Source organism: Salidesulfovibrio onnuriiensis (assembly GCF_008001235.1).
Classification (GTDB): Bacteria; Desulfobacterota; Desulfovibrionia; order Desulfovibrionales; family Desulfovibrionaceae; genus Pseudodesulfovibrio; species Pseudodesulfovibrio onnuriiensis.
On record NZ_CP040751.1, the window covers coordinates 367264 to 384276 of the forward strand.

A 17013-nucleotide genomic window follows, 5' to 3' on the forward strand; every position below is an offset into this window, starting at 1 on the left:
GAAGCCATGAGCGTCGTCAACCTGGAGTACCTGTTCAGCCCCAAATCCGTGGCCGTCATCGGCGCCACCAACGACCCGTCCAACCCCGGCAACATCGTCATGCGCAACATCATGGCCGGGGGTTTCGCAGGCCCGGTCATGCCGGTTTCCGCAGAGGCCGAGGCCATTTCCGGGGTGCTGACCTTTCCCTCGGTCAAGTCCCTGCCCAAGTCCCCGGACCTGGCCGTGGTGGCCTCGGAACTGCCCGAGGTGCCCGAGGTCATCGATTCGCTCAAGAAAAAGGGCACCCGCGCGGCCGTCCTGGTGGGGCCGGGCTTCACCGGCCTGGACGCGGACGAGGCCGAGGACATCCGCTCCACCATCCTGAGCATCGCCTCGCCCCCGGACCTGCGCATCCTGGGCCCCAAGTGCCTGGGGTTCATGGTGCCCTCGCTCAACCTCAACGCATCCCTGGCCCATGCCCAGGCAAAGCCCGGCAAGGTGGCCTTCATTTCCCAGTCCGACTCCCTGTTCGCCACGGTTCTGGACTGGGCACGCGACAAGGGCATCGGTTTTTCCCACCTGGTCTCGCTGGGCAAACGCATCGACGTGACCTTTGCCGACATCATCGACTACCTGGGCACCGACCCCATGACCCGGTCCATCATGATCTACCTGGAGACCGTGACCGACGCCCGCGAATTCATGTCCGCGGCCCGGGCCGCCTCGCGCAACAAGCCCGTGCTCATCCTGCGGCCGGGCCAGGCGCTGGATACGGTCATCCCCGGGCTGGGCTGCCGCGAGGTGGGCGGCAAGCGGCTCTGCGACGAAATCTACGACGTGGCCTTCCGGCGCGCGGGCATGCTGCGCGTGGACTCCATCGAAGGCCTCTTTGACGCGGCCCAGACCCTTTCCCAGCCAAAACCCGTGCGCGGCAACCGCCTGGCCATCCTGACCAACGGCACCAGCGCGGGCATCATGGCCGCGGACCGGCTCCTGGCCGGGGGCGGCCTCCTGGCCGAACTTTCCGAGGAGACCCGCGCCGCGCTCTTCGACCTCACGGGCGGCAAGATCTCCGGCACCAACCCCGTGGACATCCCGTTCAATGCGGACGGGGCCATGTATTGCGAGGCCCTCAAGCTACTCATCAAGGACAAGGACGTGGACGGCGTGCTGGTCATGCACGTGCCCTGGGCCCAGCAGCCCGAAGAGCAAATTGCCGGGGCGGTCGCCGCATCCCTGAAGCGGGTCAAGCGGCTGGTGCTCACGGCCTGGCTCGGCTCCGGGGCCGCGGAAAAGGCCCGGGCCGTGTTTGCCGAGGCGGGCATCCCCAGCTACGAATCCCCGGGGCAGGCCGTGCGGGCATTCCTGAACATGGCCGAATACAAGCGCAACCAGGAGCTGCTCATCGAGACGCCGGATTCTCTGCCCACGGACTTTTTCCCGGACACCACCACCGCGCGCAACATGGTGCAAAAGGCCCTGGACGAAGGGCGCGAGGACCTCTCCGAACCCGAGGCCAAGGCCGTGCTGGCCGCCTACGGCATCCCGGTGGTGGAAACACGGCTGGCGGTTTCCGCCAAGGAGGCCTGTATTGCCGCGGACGAGCTGGGCTACCCCGTGGCCCTCAAGATCCGCTCCCCGCAGATCGACCAGCCCTTTGACGTGGGTGGCGTGCTCCTGGACCTGGAAACCCCGGAGCAGGTCTGGGAAGGCGCGGCCACCATGCTGGCCCGCGTGAACCGCGAGCGTCCCGACGCCTATATCGAGGGGTTCGTGCTCCAGAAGATGGGCCGCAGGCCGGGCGCGCACGAGCTGTTCGTGGCCGCCGAGGTGGACCCGATCTTCGGCCCGGTGCTGCACTTCGGCCACGGCGGCATGGCCCGGGAAATGATCAAGGACGACGCCATCGCCATGCCCCCGCTGTCCATGAGCCTTGCCAGGGAAATGGTCTCCCGCACGCGCATCTCGGAACTGCTCAAGGGCACGCCCACCCAGCTTCCGGCGGACATCGACGACATCTGCCTGACCCTGATCCAGATTTCCCAGCTCCTGGTGGACGTGCCCCAGGTCACGGGCCTGGACATCAACCCGCTCTATGCGGACAGCGAAGGGGTGCTGGCCCTGGGCGGCAAGGTCAAGGTGGCCCCCTACGACAAGGACGGGCAGTCCCGTCTGGCCATCCGCCCCTATCCGCGCGAGCTGGAGGAATGCGTGGTCACCAAGGGCGGCATGAAGGTCACGGTGCGGCCCATCCGGCCCGAGGACGAGGACACCCACCGCGAATTCCTGGCCAAGCTTTCGGACGAGGACCTGCGCATGCGCTTCTTCGGGGTGGTGCGCCGCGACTTCGACCACAAGGACCTGGCCCGGTTCACGCAGATCGACTACGACCGGGAAATGGCCTTCATCGCCCAGACCGTCAACGACCTGGGCCAGGTGGAGACCCTGGGCGTCATGCGCACCAACACCAGGCCGGACAATTCCGAGGCCGAGTTCGCCATTGTGGTGCGCTCGGACCAGAAGGGGCACGGCTTGGGCAGCATCCTCTTCCATCGGGGCGTCGAATACACACGCGAACGGGGCACCCGGCGCATCACCGGAGAAACCATGGCCGAGAACAAGGCCATGCAGGGCCTGGCCGCGAAATTCGGCTTCAAGAACCATCCCTCGGAACACGATCCCGACCTGGTGGACATGGTCCTGGATTTCGAAAACGCGATGCCGGAAGCAGAGGACTGACGCCCATGCCCCTTGCTGTTCATCACCACACGGCCCTGCAGCTACGCGGCGGCGCGGTGCGCGTGGCCGAGCTCCTGCACCGGGAACTGGACAAGGCGGGCCATGCCTGCACCCGTTCCTTCGAGCTGGCGGAAACCGGCGGAGGCCGCGAAACCCCGCCTCAGGAAGTGGGAGCCGCCGTTCCCAAGGGGACGCTCCTGCACCTGCACTCCACCGGGGACTGGGTCCGGCTGCTCTCCGGCCTGAAACAGACCCCGCTCCTGACCCTGCACGACTGCGACCTGTTCACGGGGGGCTGCCCCTATCCCTTGGACTGCGGCCATTTTTTCAACGACTGTCTGGAGCCCTGCCCCAGAAATTTCCCGGAATGCTTCGGCTACCGCGAGGCCAAGCGCATCCTGGTGGACCAGACCCGGCCCGTGTTCGTGTCGCCGTCCGGATGGCTGGCGCGGCTGGCGCGCGAGGCTCTGCCCGGGCACAAGGTCCGGGTGATCCCCAACGGCGTGCCCTGGCCCGATGCGCCGCCGGACCGGGAAGGGGCCCGCAAGACGCTGGGCATCCACCCCGCAGCCAGGGTGGCCCTGTTCGTGGCCCATGGCGGGGCCATGGCCGCCTACAAGTCCGGCGACAGGTGGCAGGGGCTCTGGGACGAACTCAAGGTCCGCGTCCCCAACCTGCTGGGATTCGCCGTGGGCGGGGACAAGGCCGGGCAGGAAAACGATTTGCACACCTGGCCCTACCTGGACCGCGAACGCATGCTCCTGCTCATGGCCGCCGCCGACGCGCTGCTCTATCCGTCCCTGGCCGACAACCACCCCCTGGTGGTGCTGGAGGCCATGAGCCGGGCCCTGCCCGTGGTGGCCTTTGCCGCCGGGGGCATCCCGGAACAGGTGACGCCCGGCGAGACCGGGGTGCTGGTGAAGGAACGGGACTACAGCGCATTTGTGGAGACGGCCGCCTCCCTGCTGGGCCGGGCCCGGCTCATGCGGGACATGGGCATGAACGCCCATGCCACGGGCGCGCAGCGGTTTTCCGTGGAGCGCATGGCCGCAGCGTACGAAAAGGAATATGAGGCGCTGGCGGCCATGAACCAGAGACCTCTGAACAAGGAAATGCACTGACCATGAGCGAGCTGCCCGAGAACCTGTGCGGCCGGAAGATCGTCTGGAGCGGCAACCACTATTTCCGCCCGGCCGCCGAAAAACTGGGACTGGACATCACCTATGTGGACCAGCGCGAAACCTGGGACTGGCAGCGGGTGGTGGACGAGGCCGGGTTCGAGCCCGAGCTGTTCCTCTACGGCGACCGCAGCATCGAGGCCCCGCTCCTGGGCATCGAACGCTTTCCCTGCCCCACGGTATTCCTGTGCGTGGATAGCCACATCCACAGCTGGTACCCCCTGTATGCGCAGGCCTTCGACTTCTGCTCGGTGAGCCTCAAGGACCACATGCCCGACTTTCGCGGCAAACGGCTGACCCGCGACCGGGTGCTCTGGCTGCCGCCCTTTGCGCGCATGGCCGACCGACCCGTGGAAACAGAAAAGCAATACGACCTGCTCTTCGTGGGCAATGTGGGAAAGGACATCTTCCCGGTCCGGACCGAATTCCTGGAGGAGGTGGGCAACAAGTTCCCGGGCCTGGCCGTGAAGCAGGGACCGTATCGGGAGCTGTTTCCCAAGGGCAGGCTGCTGCTGAACATCGCCGAGCGCGGCGACCTCAACTACCGGGTCTTCGAGGCCCTGGGCTGCGGCGGCTGCCTGATCACCCCGGACATCGGGCACGGCCAGGACGAACTGTTCACGGACGGCGAGGACCTCTTCCTGTACCCGCCGGGCGACGCGGACGCGCTGGTGGAGCTGGTACAGCGGCTGCTGCCGCGGGAAGACCTGTGCCGCACGGTGGCCGGAAACGGATTCGCCAAGGTGGACCGGGCGCACCGGGAATGCCACCGGGCGCGGGAGCTCGCGGACTGGCTGGGCAGCGCCGACCTGGAGGGCGCGGTCAGGGAACGGCTGGCGCAGGCCGGGGCCATCCACGACAGTTTCCTGCGGCTGCTCTACCTGCACTGGGCCGAGGCTTCGGGCCCGGCCCTCAAGGCCCGCTATTTGCGCGCCGCGCGCGGCCGCGCCTAGGGCGGCGTTCCCTCTCACGCCAACAAAAACAGGCCACCCGCGCGCGACACACGGATGGCCTGTTTCTTTTCGATTTTGTCCATCCCGCCCTGAAGGACGCGGGATTTGATTGCAACCGCCTGAGCGCTAGGCGCGCTTCAATCCGGTTTCCCCCTGGCGATAGCGCAGCCCGCATTCCGGGCAGGCCAGGTTCTCGTCGAGCTTGTTGCCGCATTCGCAGACCCATCCGGCCTGGAACGCAGGGTTGCCCATGACCATGGCGTGGTCGGGCACGTCCTTGGTGACCACGGCCCCGGCCCCCACAAAGGCGTAGCGGCCGATGGTGTTGCCGCAGACCACCGTGCAGTTGGCCCCCAGGGTGGCCCCTTTCCGGACCAGGGTCTCCCGGATCTCGTGCATGCGCACGATGTGCGCACGGGGATTGAAGACGTTGGTGAAGACCATGCTCGGTCCGCAGAAGACGTCGTCCTCCAGGATCACGCCCTTGTAGACCGAGACGTTGTTCTGGATCTTGCAGCGGTTGCCCACGGACGCGTCCGGCCCGATGACCACGTTCTGGCCCACCTTGCAATCCTCGCCCATGACCGTGCCGTTCATGACATGGGAAAAATGCCAGATCTTCGTGCCTTTTCCGACAGATGCCCCCGGATCGACCACGGCCGTCTCATGGGCGAAAAACAGCCTGTCCGCCTGCTCCCCGGGCACTGCGGAGCCTTCGGCCACCGGCTGCTCGCACCCGCCCCGGTCCAGGGATTCCTGGCCGCGCTTGAGCACCTTGAGCACGCGCAGGCCTTCCTCGCCGTCCGTCACCGGGGTGCGCCCCTCGGCCATGCACTCCAGGAAATGGGCGCATTCGTTCTTGAGCGGCTCGGACTGGGGAATCTCCACCCGCTCGGCCTCGGCCTTGTCCGGCACGGGCAGGTTGCCCTCCCACCGGATCTGGTGCGGATAAAGCAGGAGCTTGTCCTCCCAGGACAGGGTGTCGTCGAACACGGCCATCTTCCTGTCACCCACCACCACGAACTTCTGCTCCTTGAAGGGATGCAGCCAGGAGACGAAGATGTGGGCCTTGAGCCCGGAGGCAAAATTCATATGGGTCACGGTGACGTCCGCGATCTTCTCGTGCAGGTAGTTCCCGCCCGTGGTGGACACGCTTTCGGGCATGTCCTCGGCCAGGGAAAGCAGCATGGAGATGTCGTGGGGCGCAAAGGACCAGAAAATGTTTTCCTCGCGCCTGATCTTGCCCAGGTTGAGCCGGTGGGAATAGATGTAGTGGATGCGCCCCAGCTCGCCGTCGTGCACCATACGCTTCAGGCGCCTGAACACCGGGTGGTACTGGAGCAGGTGGCCGACCATGAGCGTGAGGCCGCGCTCCCGCGCCAGCCCGATCAGTTCCTCGGCCTCGGTCTCGTCCAGGGTCAGGGGCTTTTCCACGAAAACGTGTTTGCCCGCCAGCAGGCATTCCCTGGCAATGGAATAATGGGTCTCGGCCGGAGTCGAAATGGCGACGCCGTCGACGTCGTCGCTGTTCAGCACATGGCTCAAGGCCAGGGTCGTTTCCACGTCGGGATACTGCTCCCGAAACCGCGCCAGGGAGGTTTCATCCTTGTCGCAGATGAGCTTGAGCGCGCCCAGGCATGGAAGTTGCGGACAAGATTCTTGCCCCAGTAACCGGATCCTATAACGCAAATGGATGGGGTTCCTTTCATGGAATCTCCTGCATATTGAAGTCAACAAGAACGGACGCCCCGACAAGGGCCCGCTCAGGGCATGAGGCCATATCCGATTTCTCGGCAGGCTGTGTAAAAAATTGCGGCTTATCCGACAAGCCTGTCCTTGACCTGCCGGAAAAACTCCTGGAGGGCTTCCGGGGCGGTCTCTTCGCCGTCCACGTCCAGCCGCCAGAACAGGACCACCAGGTTGCCGCGCGGGGTTTTGGTTCCCCCAAAAAAAAGTTCGTGCGTCCGGCCTTCGGCGTTCTTCATGACAAAGGCCCAGGACCTATCCCGCCGCTCCCAGTTGCTGAGAATGGCGCCGGTTTCCTTGCCCTGTTCCACCACGGCCTCGATGAACCCGCGCAGGGCAATCCTGCCGGGCACGCCCAGGAACTCGCCCTGCTCGTTGCGGATGACGATGGGCGTTTCCATGAATGTTTCCGAAGGCTTGGGCAGGTCCTCGGCCTCGGGTTTCTGCTCGGGGGCGGGATCGGGCTCCTGCGCCGGGGCAACGGGCTCCCGCACCGGTTCCGGATCGGACTCGGGCTCGGAAGCGGGCTTTGCGGATTCCTCGATGGTGTAGGTCTTGGTGCCCTCCCTGCCGCGCACATTAACCACCTTCCTGGGCTTGGAGCTCTCGGCCGGAGCTCCCTTGAGATGTTCCAGCAGGGCGGAATAAACCTCGTCGCTACGGTCTTCGGCGGTGATCAGGGCCTCCAGGGCCTTTTCCACCTTTTCCAGCCGCTTGTCCGCCCGGGCCTGAGCCGTGGCCAGCTGGGCCATGCCGTGCATCATCTGCCCGGCGGTCTCGAAGAATTTTTCCAGATACTCCTTGGAAACGCCGGGGGCCGGCGTCCCGGCTCCGGCCGACGCCTTGGGCGCGTCCTTGCGGCGGTGTTCCTGGAACTGCCCCTTGAGCAACTTGTAGGTTTCATTGATGGACATGCCCTGCTCGAAGCATTCCCGGATCTTGAGGCAGACGTCGCCCATCTCCTTCTTGAAGCGGATGGGCTTGCCGTCGGTGTGGACGGGAATGAACGTGGGAAACTTGCGGCGGTAGCTCTTGATGGTGGTCTCGGAAACGCCGCACAGCCGGGCAAGGTCTTTATGGGTGTATGTTTCAGACATTTCGTGTTCTCTTCATGGGTTCAAGGCGGGGCAGACGGGAACCGGCCATTTTCAGCCGCCGGGGCCGGGTTCGCAGCCGCCGGTCCCAGACGCAGGAAACCCCGCGGCTCCTGGCAACGCGTTTCAACAGGGGCTGGAATGCCAGCCGGACCACATACGCGCGTTCCTTTCCCGGTTGCGAAACTCGAATCACCGTCTTCCCTCCTGTTAAATCGTCACCTATCGAAACCCTTGCAGGGCTTGAGATAAAACCTTCGGGAACTTACCGATAATAAATATCTTGAAAAAGTCTAGAGGTCAAGCAGAAGCTCCTCCCTCGCCCCGGGAAAACAAAAGTCCCAAACCCTTTACAACAAACCGAAAGGGCGGGTACTTGAGTCCTGCCGACACAGCATACCCACACCCGAAAGGAGAACGCCGTGAACAAGGACCGCCTGCATTTCCTGGACAACCTGCGCGCCGCCATCATCTTTGCGGTCATCCTGCTGCACGTATCCCTCTGCTACATGATGTACGCCCCGTCCTGGTGGTACGTGATCAACCCCGAGACCTCCATCTACTTCACCTATGCGGTCATCCTCATCGACGTGCCCATCATGCCGGCCATGTTCTTCATTGCGGGCTATTTCGCACTCCCGTCCCTGCAGCGCCAGGGCACACAACGATTCATGCGCTCCAAGTTCCGGCGGCTGCTCGTGCCCTGGGCCCTCGGCGTGCTGCTGCTGGCGCCGCCCACCGCGCACATGATCTATCTCTCCCGCCACGTGCCCATGGACCTGCTGACCTTCTGGGGCGGCGAGTTCTGGACCAAGGCGTTTCAACAGTCCGTGTACTGGTTCCTGAGCATACTGTTCTGGACCTTTGCCGCCTTTGCCCTGGCCGCCAAGGCACTGCCCGCCCTGAAAAACGCGCGCCAGCAGGTCCGAAATCCCTCCCTGCCGCTGTTCCCGGCCATCATCGCCGGCACCGGCCTGGCCTTTTATCTGGCCATCCGCCAGTTCCCGGTGGACGGCTGGTACGTGAGCTACCTGTTTTCCTTCCAGCCCGAGCGCCTTCCCCTGCTCGTGGGCTACTTCGCCCTCGGGGTCTGGGCCTGGCGCAACGGATGGTTCACCGAAGAAGGCTACATGCCCCGCAAGCGGATCTGGCTGCCCCTGGCCCTCCTGAGCGCCCTGGCCTATCTGGCCGTGAAGCTGGGATACGGCACGCCCGGAGCCGCGCTGTTCGGCAGGAAGGACCTGCTCGCCCCGGCCTTCACCATCTACTGCCTGAGCGCAATGCTGGGATTCATCGCCCTGTTCGCCTCCATCGTGAACGCCCGGGGAAGGGTCTGGGCTTCGGCCTCGGACAACTCCTACGGCATCTACTATGTGCATGCCCTCATCGCCTACTGGACCGCCTACCTCCTGCTCGGGGCGGACATGTCCGCCTACACGAAGGCCGCCGTCGCCCTTGCCGTGACCTGCGGTGCGAGCTGGATGCTCAGCGCGGGCGTGCTGCGCAGGGCTCCGCTGCTGCGGAAGATGTTTTAACCCCCGCACGCCGCCCGGACGGCTGTGCATTTCGCAGGAACATAACAAAAACCGGCTTCCGCCGCAGGCGCGGAAACCGGTTTAACACTATTCCAGGGGTGAAAACGGGCTATTTCGACTGAGAAAGAGCCCAGAAATGATGATTTTTGCCCATTACGGGATACGCAACAGTCCCCAAAAGACGCCAGGATTCGGGCAGGTCCCGCGGAGCCGGGTCATTGGAGAGAATGACCAGGACGCCCTCAGCACTCAGCAGGGGCACGGCAAAATCAAGGAGCTTGCGCCAGGGCATGAAGGCCTTGCTCAGGATCAGGTCGGCGCAATGGCCATACCCCTCGGCCTCCAGATGCGCCGGGGAATCCTCGGCCCGGCCCATGAAGACATGGGTGGCGGGCAACTCCAGGCGGCCCAGGGCCGTACGCATGAATCCGCACCGCTTCTGGCGCACCTCCACCAGCCAGTATTGCCCCGCCTGCCAGAACATGCGCAGCGGGATGCCGGGCAATCCGGCCCCGGCCCCAAGGTCGAGGGTCACGGGGTCGGCGGGCAAATCGAGATCTTTCAGGAAGGCGGCCAGATGGATGCTGTCCACCACCAACCGTTTCAGCACCTCGGGCCAGCGGGCCGGGCCCACCAAGTTCATCTTGCGGTTCCACTTCTCCAGCAGCTCGAGGTAGGCGGCCAGTCTGGCGCACTGCTCGTCCGAGGCCTCCAGGTCGAGGCCGCGCAGGATTTCCACGACACTTTTCGGGGTTGGTCTGGGCATGCAGGCGTCCTATCCTGTTTCAATTTCATCGTCCAGCAAAGTCCTCAGCCGGACCGTTCGTGCATCGACGGGGCAGGATTCTCCACGCGCGAAATCTTCAACGGGAGGCCTCCGGCGGCCCAAGGGGATACCTCCCTTGGGAAACCCTTCCTGTGAGCGAACCTTTGCAAAACAAAGGCCCGCTCACGGTGAATCAGTAAGAGGGGCTCCAAAGGTAGTAGAAACCGGCCTGCCGGGGAACGAGATGCTCGATGTGCATGTTCACCAGCGCCGGGTTGGCCGGATCCGCCGAACTCAGGGTGTTGTACGGGTTGTCGTTGGGGTATTGGTCGCGGCGGTAGGTGACGATGCGCGCCTCGCTCACTCCGGCCAGTTTCCGGGCCTCGGCAAAGGCGTCCTGCATGTAGCCGACGTGGTCGATGAGCCCGAGCTCCCGGGCGCGCGTGGCCGTAAAGACGCGGGCGGTCTTGATCTCGTCCATGGCCGCCCGGGTCGGGTTGCGGCGCTCCTGCACCAGGGCGTAGAAACGCCCGGCCATGTCGTCGATGATCTCCTGGAACAGTCTGCGTTCGCGGTCCGTGGTGGCCCTGAACGGCGAGCCCATGTCCTTGTCCATGCCGGACTTGGAGATTTCCACGTCCACGCCGATCTTTTCCATGAGCCCGTCCACCTTGGGCCGCATGAAGATGACGCCCACGGACCCGGTGATGGTCGTGGGGTGCGCCACGATGCTGTCCGCGGCCAGGGCCGTGTAGTAGCCGCCCGATGCGGCCACGTCCATCATCAGCGCCACCACCTTGTTGCCGGTCTTTTCCCGGTAGCGCATGAGCTCGCGATAGAGGATGTCGCTGGCGGTGGTGGTGCCGCCGGGCGAGTTGATCTTGACCACCACACCCTTGATGTCCTCGTCCTGCTCGGCCAGCCGCAAATTGCTGACCAGCTCCTGCACCGAGCCCGGCTTGGAGGTCAGCAGCCCGGACTTGGGCTTGTCGTCCAGGAACCCATTGACGTTCACCAGCAGGATCTTGGCGTCGCCCTCGCCCTCGAGCACGCTTTCCTTGAGCGGCGAGGTTGCCTGGCCGGTGAAGAGCTTGAACTTGGGCGAACAGCCCGCGGCCACGGCCAGCATGAGTATAAGAAAAGATATCACGATTTTTTTCATTCCGACCTCACTCGAGTGGTTTCATTGACAATACGCCCCCGGCCATATAGGCACGGCGAAACCACTATGCCACCGAGGAGTTCCCATGATCAAGAAAACACTCTTTTTTGCACTCGCCCTTCTTCTCCTGACCGCTTCGCAGCTCTTCGCCGGGGACGTTCCCCAGTTCAAGCAGAGCGATTTCCCGGAGACCATCACCTTTGCCGGGGTAAAACACCACCTCGCCTTCAAGGAAGGCAACGATAAAGGGCCGTATATTCTTGAATACATCCCAGAAGGCGAAACGCTGGAAAAGTGGACCACCCTGTTTGCCATCCGGCTGGAAGGGCATGATCTCACGCCCCTCCAACGGGCCGCGACATTTGCCAACCACTTGGAAAAAAGAGGTTTCAAAAACGCGGTCTTCCAAAGCAAGGACAAGAAGGATGTGGTGTTGGACTTTGCCACATGGCCCGAGGACAGCTCTTTTTACGAGCACAACCTGTGGCGCTATTTCAAACCCGAAAAGGGCTTAATTTCCTACCAGTACGCCCGCCGTTTTTACATGCCCGACAGTTCCATGGAGCAAATCAAAGAATATATGATGAGCAAAAGCAAAGTGGTAAACGAAATGTTTGAGTTCCCGCTTCCGCCCACTCCATAAGACATGCCGGCCCCCTCATGGCCCGCGCATTGACAAACCCGTCCGCCGCGCGGACAATGCGCGGCCATGAGCGATTCACTCAAGGAACTGACAGAAGTCATCAGGCGGTTTGTGGACGAACGGGACTGGAGCGCCTTCCAGTCGCCCAAGAACCTGACCATGGCCCTGTGCGGCGAGGCCGGGGAACTGGCCGAGCAGCTCCAGTGGCTCAGCGAGGAGCAGAGCCGCGCCCCCTCCCCGGAAAAGCTTCAGAACATCAAGGAAGAATGCGCGGACGTGCTCGTCTACCTGGTGCGCATCGCCGACGAGCTGGGCTTTGACCTGGTGGAGGCGACCCGCGCCAAGTGCCGCAAGAACGAAAAAAAATACCCGGTGGAGCTGGTGCATGGACGCCTGAAACGCCGGGACGAGTACTAGCTGACTGCTGAAAAAGGCCCGTATGCCACGTTACTGCGAAAAAGCCTGACCCTCACGTATCGTATCATACGCATCGGTCCAGTCTTTTTCTTGCGCCTTGCTTCCAAACCTTTTTGAGCAGTCGGAAAATCAATATTTCAGGAGATGACATTATGCCCGGAAAATGGCGTTTAACCATCACCCAGGACTTTTCCGCCGCCCACCAGCTGCGCAACTACGGCGGCAAGTGCGAACACATGCACGGCCACAACTTCGGGGTGGAGGTCTGCGTGGAAGGCAGCAGGCTGGACGACAGGGTCCACTACCTCATGGATTTCAAGGAGCTGAAGAAACGCACCAAGGCGGTGCTGGAACAGCTCGACCACAAGCACCTCAACCAGGTGCCCCCGTTCGACGAGATCAACCCGTCCTCCGAGAACATCGCCATGTTCATCTACAACGAGCTCAAGCCCGCCCTGCCGCAAGGCGTGGCCCTGGCCTGGGTCAGCGTCTCGGAAAAGGATTCCTCCAAGGCAACCTACTGGGAGGAATAGTGCGGCTCGTCATCCAGCGCGTCACCGACGCCCGGGTCATCGTGGACCAGAAGACCGTGGCCGAGACCGAAGCCGGATTTCTGGCGCTGGTGGGATTCGGCCGCGAGGACCGCGAAGATCTTCCCGCTTCCAAGCAGTGGTCCAGAATGCTGGACAAGCTCATGAACCTGCGCGTGTTCACGGACGACGACGGCAAGTTCAACCTGAGCCTCAAGGATGTCCGCGGCGACCTGCTCCTTGTCTCCCAGTTCACGCTCTACGCGGACTGCAAAAAGGGCCGCCGCCCCTCGTTCACGGACGCCTGCCCGCCCGAGCTGGCCAACACCCTGTTCGAACGCTTTGTGTCCGACGCGCGCACGCTCGCCCCGGCCAGGGTGGAGACCGGCGTGTTCGGGGCCGAGATGTTCCTGGACTTCACCAACTGGGGGCCAGTGACCATCACCCTCGATTCCAAGGATTTATAGAGCGGGAATCCCCTTTCCAAACCTTCGGAAAAACGCACCGCCCGGCAGCCAGACTGGTTCCGGGCGTTTTTTTGTTGGCGCGCTATCCGGCCTGGCGGTCCATGGTCCGGTAATTGATGGCCTCGGCCAAATGCGGCGTCGTGATGCGCTCCTCGCCCTCCAGGTCCGCGATGGTCCGGGCGATGCGCAGGATGCGGGTATAGGCCCGGGCCGACAGCCCCAGGGTCTTGACCGCCTGCTCCAGAAAACCGTGCTCGTCCCGGCCGCAGCGGCAATGTTCCTCCAGGGCCGACCCCGTGAGCTGGGCATTGGTGTGCAGGGGCAGCTCCGCATAGCGCTCGGCCTGGAGCTCCCGGGCCGCGACAATGCGTGCGCGCATGGTGGACGAGTCCATGCTCCCCCGCGACTCCTTGAGGTCCTCGTACGGCACGGCGGGCACGTCCACATGCAGGTCGATGCGATCCAGGAGCGGGCCCGAGAGCTTGGCCCGGTAGCGGGCCACCCCGGCCGGGCTGCAGGTGCAGGTGTGCTTGTCGTCCGTGAGATACCCGCAGGCGCAGGGGTTCATGGCCGCCACGAGCATGAAATTCGCCGGGTAGGACAGGGACATGAGCGAACGGGAAATGGACACCTCGCCGTCCTCCAGGGGCTGGCGCAAGACCTCCAGGGCCTGCTTCTTGAACTCGGGCAGCTCGTCCAGGAAAAGCACGCCCCGGTGGGCCAGGCTCACCTCGCCCGGCTGCGGATATCGACCGCCGCCGATAAGCCCGATGTCCGAAATGGTATGGTGCGGCGTGCGGAATGGCCGGGTGACGATCAGGGACTCCCTGCTGCCCAGCAGCCCGGCAACGGAATAGATCTTGGTCACCTCCAGGGCCTCCTCGAACCCCAGGGGCGGAAGCACCGTGGGGATGCGCTGGGAAAGCATGGTCTTGCCGCTTCCCGGGGGGCCTATGAACAGCAGGTTGTGCGCCCCGGCCGCCGCGATCTCGATGGCCCGCTTGGCGTGTTCCTGCCCCTTGACCTCGGAAAAATCATAGAGAAACGACTGGCGCTCCCCCCACAGGGTGTCGATATCCAGCCGCGCGGGCTCGAATTCCTCCTCGCCCGTGACCAGCCCCACCACCTGGGCCAGATTCCGAAGCCCGTACACGGGCAGGCCGCGCACCACCGCCGCTTCGGCCGCGTTGGCCTCGGGCACCACGAGCCCCCTGGCCTTGCGGTTCTCCGAGGTGATGGCCAGGGGCAGCACCCCGTTGACCGGCTTGAGCTCGCCGGAAAGGGAGAGTTCGCCCGCCATGTACCAACCGTCCAGGTCCTCGGCGTCGATGGTTCCGGAGGCACCCAACAGGCCCATGGCCAGAGGCAGGTCGTAGGCGCTGCCCTCCTTGCGGATGTCGGCGGGCGCAAGGTTCACGGTGGTGCGGGCGGGGGGCAGCTTGAAACCGGAATTCTTGAGCGAGGAATAGACCCGCTCCTTGGATTCTCGGACCGCGCCTTCGGCGAGGCCGACCATGGTGAACGCGGGCAATCCGCTCCGGGCGAAATCCACTTCCAGTTGAACGGGGTAGGCGTCGATGCCGCGCAGGGCGGCGCAGTGGGCGGTGGCGATCACGTATGGCTCCTTGGAATAATATACGTTTACCTATGTAGTATAGGCGTTGCCGCCTGTAAAGGCGGAAGATTTTGTAACCATGCAGGAAAAAAATGAATATCGACAAAACCGTACGGCGTTGTATGGAATGGGAAACCTTACAAACAGACTCCAGAAGGGGAGAGAGTATGCGCAAAGCCACATTCCTCGCGTTCGCCCTGCTGTTCGCGGCGTTCGTCTTTTTGGCCGGACCGGGAACGGCCCGGGCCAAAACCAACCTGATGTTCATCTTCGACGCATCGGGCAGCATGTGGGGACAGATCGACGGCAAGCCCAAGATCGCCATCGCCAAGGCCGCCCGGACCAACCTCGGCCAGCTCGCCCTGCAACGCAAGCAGCGAGTGCCACGGGACGCCCTGCAACAGACCCTGGACCGCTGCGTGCAGGAAATTCACGCCATCAACGTCACCATCGCCCAGGGCCAGTAACGGCAGACAAACGAAAGGGCCGCCTGCATGCAGGCGGCCCTTTTTTCAGCGTGTGTGCCCACTCATCCCAGATGGGGAAAGGCCTTGGAAAAATCCGCCTGGTCCAGCTTTTCGCCGCGCACGTAGTTGTAGACGTTGAGGTCGTGCACGTTCTGGAGCCACAGGGGCCGGGTCTCGGCCTGAACCACCGGGGCCACGTCATGGATGCACGGATGGTCCACCCAGAAGACCGTGTGCGGCTCGTCGCTGCGCTCCAGCAGGCTGACAAAGGCGTTGGTCACATCCTCGAAATCGTAATAGTCGCCCTTGTACCACTGCAGCCCCTTGGGGAAATTGACGTATAGGGCGTCCGAATCGCCGAACTGCTCCCCGGTGAGATTGGCCACCACCCCCTGCAGGCAATGCACGTACCCCACGGCCAGGGCGTCGTCGTTATCCAGGCGGGTGCTCAGGAACCAGTCCGCATGGGGGGCGATCTCCCTCATGCGCTCCACCACGGCGGGCATGATGGTCGTGAATGCCCCGCAATACACGGGCACAAAGTTTTCGTACCTGGACCAGGCCTTGATCAGCGCCCGGTACCGGGCCGGGGTCTGCTCGTCGAAAAGCACCAGCCATGTGAAATTCTGGTTGTGCTGAGCGCGGATGGAGGGAAAGCAGAATTTCTGGAACAGGTCGAAGCGTTCGGCCAGCCAGGTTTCCTCCAGCCGGGCCGGAAAATCGATGTCGTAGATGTTCACGTTGAAACGCGTGATGATGAAATGATGATAATCCATGCCTGCTCCTGCGTTTCCAATGGGTTACCATCTTCGGCGGGGCGGAGCAACCGGCCCGGCGCCCGACGGCCGCCGATAATGGTTGAATGATGCGGCCGCCCGCTATACTCTCCGCCCATGAAACGTCTCTTGAACATTGCCACCCTTTTTTTCCTCCTGGCCCTGCCCGCCACGGCCGCAGGAGAAGACGTCCGCACCTATGCGGAGGAACGCAGCGTCACCACGAAAACCATGGTCATGACGCACCCCCGTCCCGTCCATCATCCCATGGGCTGCTGGCTCAAGGCCGTCTATACCGACGCCTTCCGGCGGCTCGGCTATGCCATGCGTTACGAATACGTCCCAGCCGCGCGCGCCAGCGACATGGCCGAACTGGGGCACTCGGACGGCGAACTGGGACGGACCTTCGAATACGGCGACGACCACCCGGCCCTGGTACGGGTGTCGGAACCGCACCTGGACGACAGCTTCCGCGCCTACACGGCGCTCCCCGGCGTTGCCGGGCTCGATTGGAAGACCTTGCGGAATTCCGGGTACACCATCGCCTATACACGCGGGGTGCACAGGCTGAAGCGGGAATTCGGCGACTACGACGACCTGCGCATACATGTCGTCAACAATACCAACATAGGCCTCCGCATGCTCCTGTCCGGACGGGTCGATGTCTTTGTCGGGCCGCAACAGGGGGTGAAGGAAACCATAAGCGCCTCCGAATTCGCCGAGACCCCCATCCATGAGGCTGGGACCCTGGAATCCCACACGGCGCACGCCTATCTCAACGCCCGGCACAAGGAACTGGCCCCCAGGCTGGCCGCCGTGCTCCGGCAGATGAAGGAGGAAGGCATACTGCAACGGTTCGCCACGGCCTGCGGAGGGCCGTACTGACGCCATCGGCCCCGGAGAAAAGGAAAGGCTGCGGCCACGCCCTCCGACCGGTTTCCCA

The 17013-nt window shown here is 63.7% G+C and carries 16 protein-coding genes; 10 read left to right on the forward strand and 6 right to left on the reverse strand.

Annotated features, from left to right (window positions below):
* Window positions 1-6: 6 nt before the first annotated feature.
* The 3 genes from FGL65_RS01680 to FGL65_RS01690 are packed head-to-tail and all read left to right on the forward strand — an operon-like array spanning window position 7 to window position 4852.
* Window positions 7-2721 carry a bifunctional acetate--CoA ligase family protein/GNAT family N-acetyltransferase gene (locus tag FGL65_RS01680; RefSeq protein WP_147822641.1) on the forward strand — a complete coding sequence of 905 codons (2715 nt, stop codon included), beginning with the start codon at window positions 7-9 and terminating at the stop codon, window positions 2719-2721.
* A gap of 5 nt (window positions 2722-2726) precedes the next feature.
* Window positions 2727-3842, forward strand: coding sequence for a glycosyltransferase (locus tag FGL65_RS01685; protein WP_147819268.1), 1116 nt, complete (start codon window positions 2727-2729; stop codon window positions 3840-3842).
* A 2-nt stretch (window positions 3843-3844) separates the two neighbouring features.
* Entirely contained in the window at window positions 3845-4852 is a 1008-nt protein-coding gene (locus FGL65_RS01690) for a glycosyltransferase family protein (RefSeq protein WP_147819270.1), read from the forward strand.
* Between the two features lie 126 nt (window positions 4853-4978).
* On the opposite strand, the gene FGL65_RS18615 is transcribed toward FGL65_RS01690, so the two are convergent.
* Together FGL65_RS18615 and FGL65_RS01700 are read right to left on the reverse strand one after the other, a co-directional pair.
* Window positions 4979-6541, reverse strand: coding sequence for a Gfo/Idh/MocA family oxidoreductase (locus tag FGL65_RS18615; protein ID WP_284690580.1), 1563 nt, complete (start codon window positions 6539-6541; stop codon window positions 4979-4981).
* Window positions 6542-6669: 128 nt separating this feature from the next.
* Window positions 6670-7695 (reverse strand): MerR family transcriptional regulator, encoded by a 1026-nt coding sequence (locus tag FGL65_RS01700; protein WP_147819272.1) that lies wholly within the window; start codon window positions 7693-7695, stop codon window positions 6670-6672.
* A 419-nt stretch (window positions 7696-8114) separates the two neighbouring features.
* Here FGL65_RS01700 and FGL65_RS01705 point away from each other — a divergent pair, with 419 nt between their 5' ends.
* Window positions 8115-9227, forward strand: coding sequence for an acyltransferase family protein (locus tag FGL65_RS01705; protein ID WP_187170491.1), 1113 nt, complete (start codon window positions 8115-8117; stop codon window positions 9225-9227).
* Between the two features lie 109 nt (window positions 9228-9336).
* On the opposite strand, the gene FGL65_RS01710 is transcribed toward FGL65_RS01705, so the two are convergent.
* Both FGL65_RS01710 and sppA read right to left on the reverse strand, forming a co-directional pair.
* Window positions 9337-9993 carry a 16S rRNA (guanine(527)-N(7))-methyltransferase RsmG gene (locus FGL65_RS01710; protein WP_147819276.1) on the reverse strand — a complete coding sequence of 219 codons (657 nt, stop codon included), beginning with the start codon at window positions 9991-9993 and terminating at the stop codon, window positions 9337-9339.
* A gap of 193 nt (window positions 9994-10186) precedes the next feature.
* Window positions 10187-11155, reverse strand: coding sequence for a signal peptide peptidase SppA (gene sppA, locus FGL65_RS01715; RefSeq protein WP_147819278.1), 969 nt, complete (start codon window positions 11153-11155; stop codon window positions 10187-10189).
* An 85-nt stretch (window positions 11156-11240) separates the two neighbouring features.
* On the opposite strand from sppA, the gene FGL65_RS01720 reads away from it, so the two are divergent.
* The 4 genes from FGL65_RS01720 (at window position 11241) to dtd (ending at window position 13212) form a co-directional block, all read left to right on the forward strand.
* Entirely contained in the window at window positions 11241-11798 is a 558-nt protein-coding gene (locus tag FGL65_RS01720) for a hypothetical protein (RefSeq protein ID WP_147819280.1), read from the forward strand.
* Window positions 11799-11864: 66 nt separating this feature from the next.
* Window positions 11865-12215 carry a nucleotide pyrophosphohydrolase gene (locus FGL65_RS01725; RefSeq protein ID WP_147819283.1) on the forward strand — a complete coding sequence of 117 codons (351 nt, stop codon included), beginning with the start codon at window positions 11865-11867 and terminating at the stop codon, window positions 12213-12215.
* Window positions 12216-12367: 152 nt separating this feature from the next.
* Complete coding sequence (gene queD, locus FGL65_RS01730) at window positions 12368-12748, forward strand: 6-carboxytetrahydropterin synthase QueD (protein ID WP_147819285.1); 381 nt, start codon at window positions 12368-12370, stop codon at window positions 12746-12748.
* Window positions 12748-13212: a D-aminoacyl-tRNA deacylase gene (gene dtd, locus FGL65_RS01735; RefSeq protein WP_147819287.1), complete on the forward strand. Its 465-nt coding sequence runs from the start codon at window positions 12748-12750 to the stop codon at window positions 13210-13212. The genes queD and dtd overlap by 1 nt, the downstream gene beginning before the upstream one ends.
* 82 nt (window positions 13213-13294) lie before the next feature.
* Here the strand turns inward: dtd and FGL65_RS01740 are convergent, their stop codons facing one another.
* Window positions 13295-14827, reverse strand: a complete 1533-nt coding sequence (locus FGL65_RS01740) for a YifB family Mg chelatase-like AAA ATPase (protein ID WP_147819289.1) — start codon at window positions 14825-14827, stop codon at window positions 13295-13297.
* A 167-nt stretch (window positions 14828-14994) separates the two neighbouring features.
* Between FGL65_RS01740 and FGL65_RS01745 the strand changes: the two genes are divergently transcribed.
* The gene (locus FGL65_RS01745; RefSeq protein WP_147819291.1) at window positions 14995-15294 is read left to right on the forward strand and encodes a hypothetical protein; all 300 of its coding nucleotides are present in this window, start codon (window positions 14995-14997) and stop codon (window positions 15292-15294) included.
* 62 nt (window positions 15295-15356) lie between these two features.
* On the opposite strand, the gene FGL65_RS01750 is transcribed toward FGL65_RS01745, so the two are convergent.
* Window positions 15357-16070, reverse strand: coding sequence for a glycosyltransferase (locus FGL65_RS01750; protein ID WP_147819293.1), 714 nt, complete (start codon window positions 16068-16070; stop codon window positions 15357-15359).
* 129 nt (window positions 16071-16199) lie between these two features.
* Here FGL65_RS01750 and FGL65_RS01755 point away from each other — a divergent pair, with 129 nt between their 5' ends.
* A complete protein-coding gene (locus FGL65_RS01755) occupies window positions 16200-16955 on the forward strand; it encodes a type 2 periplasmic-binding domain-containing protein (RefSeq protein ID WP_147819295.1) in 756 nt (251 codons plus the stop codon).
* The last annotated feature ends 58 nt before the right edge of the window (window positions 16956-17013 follow it).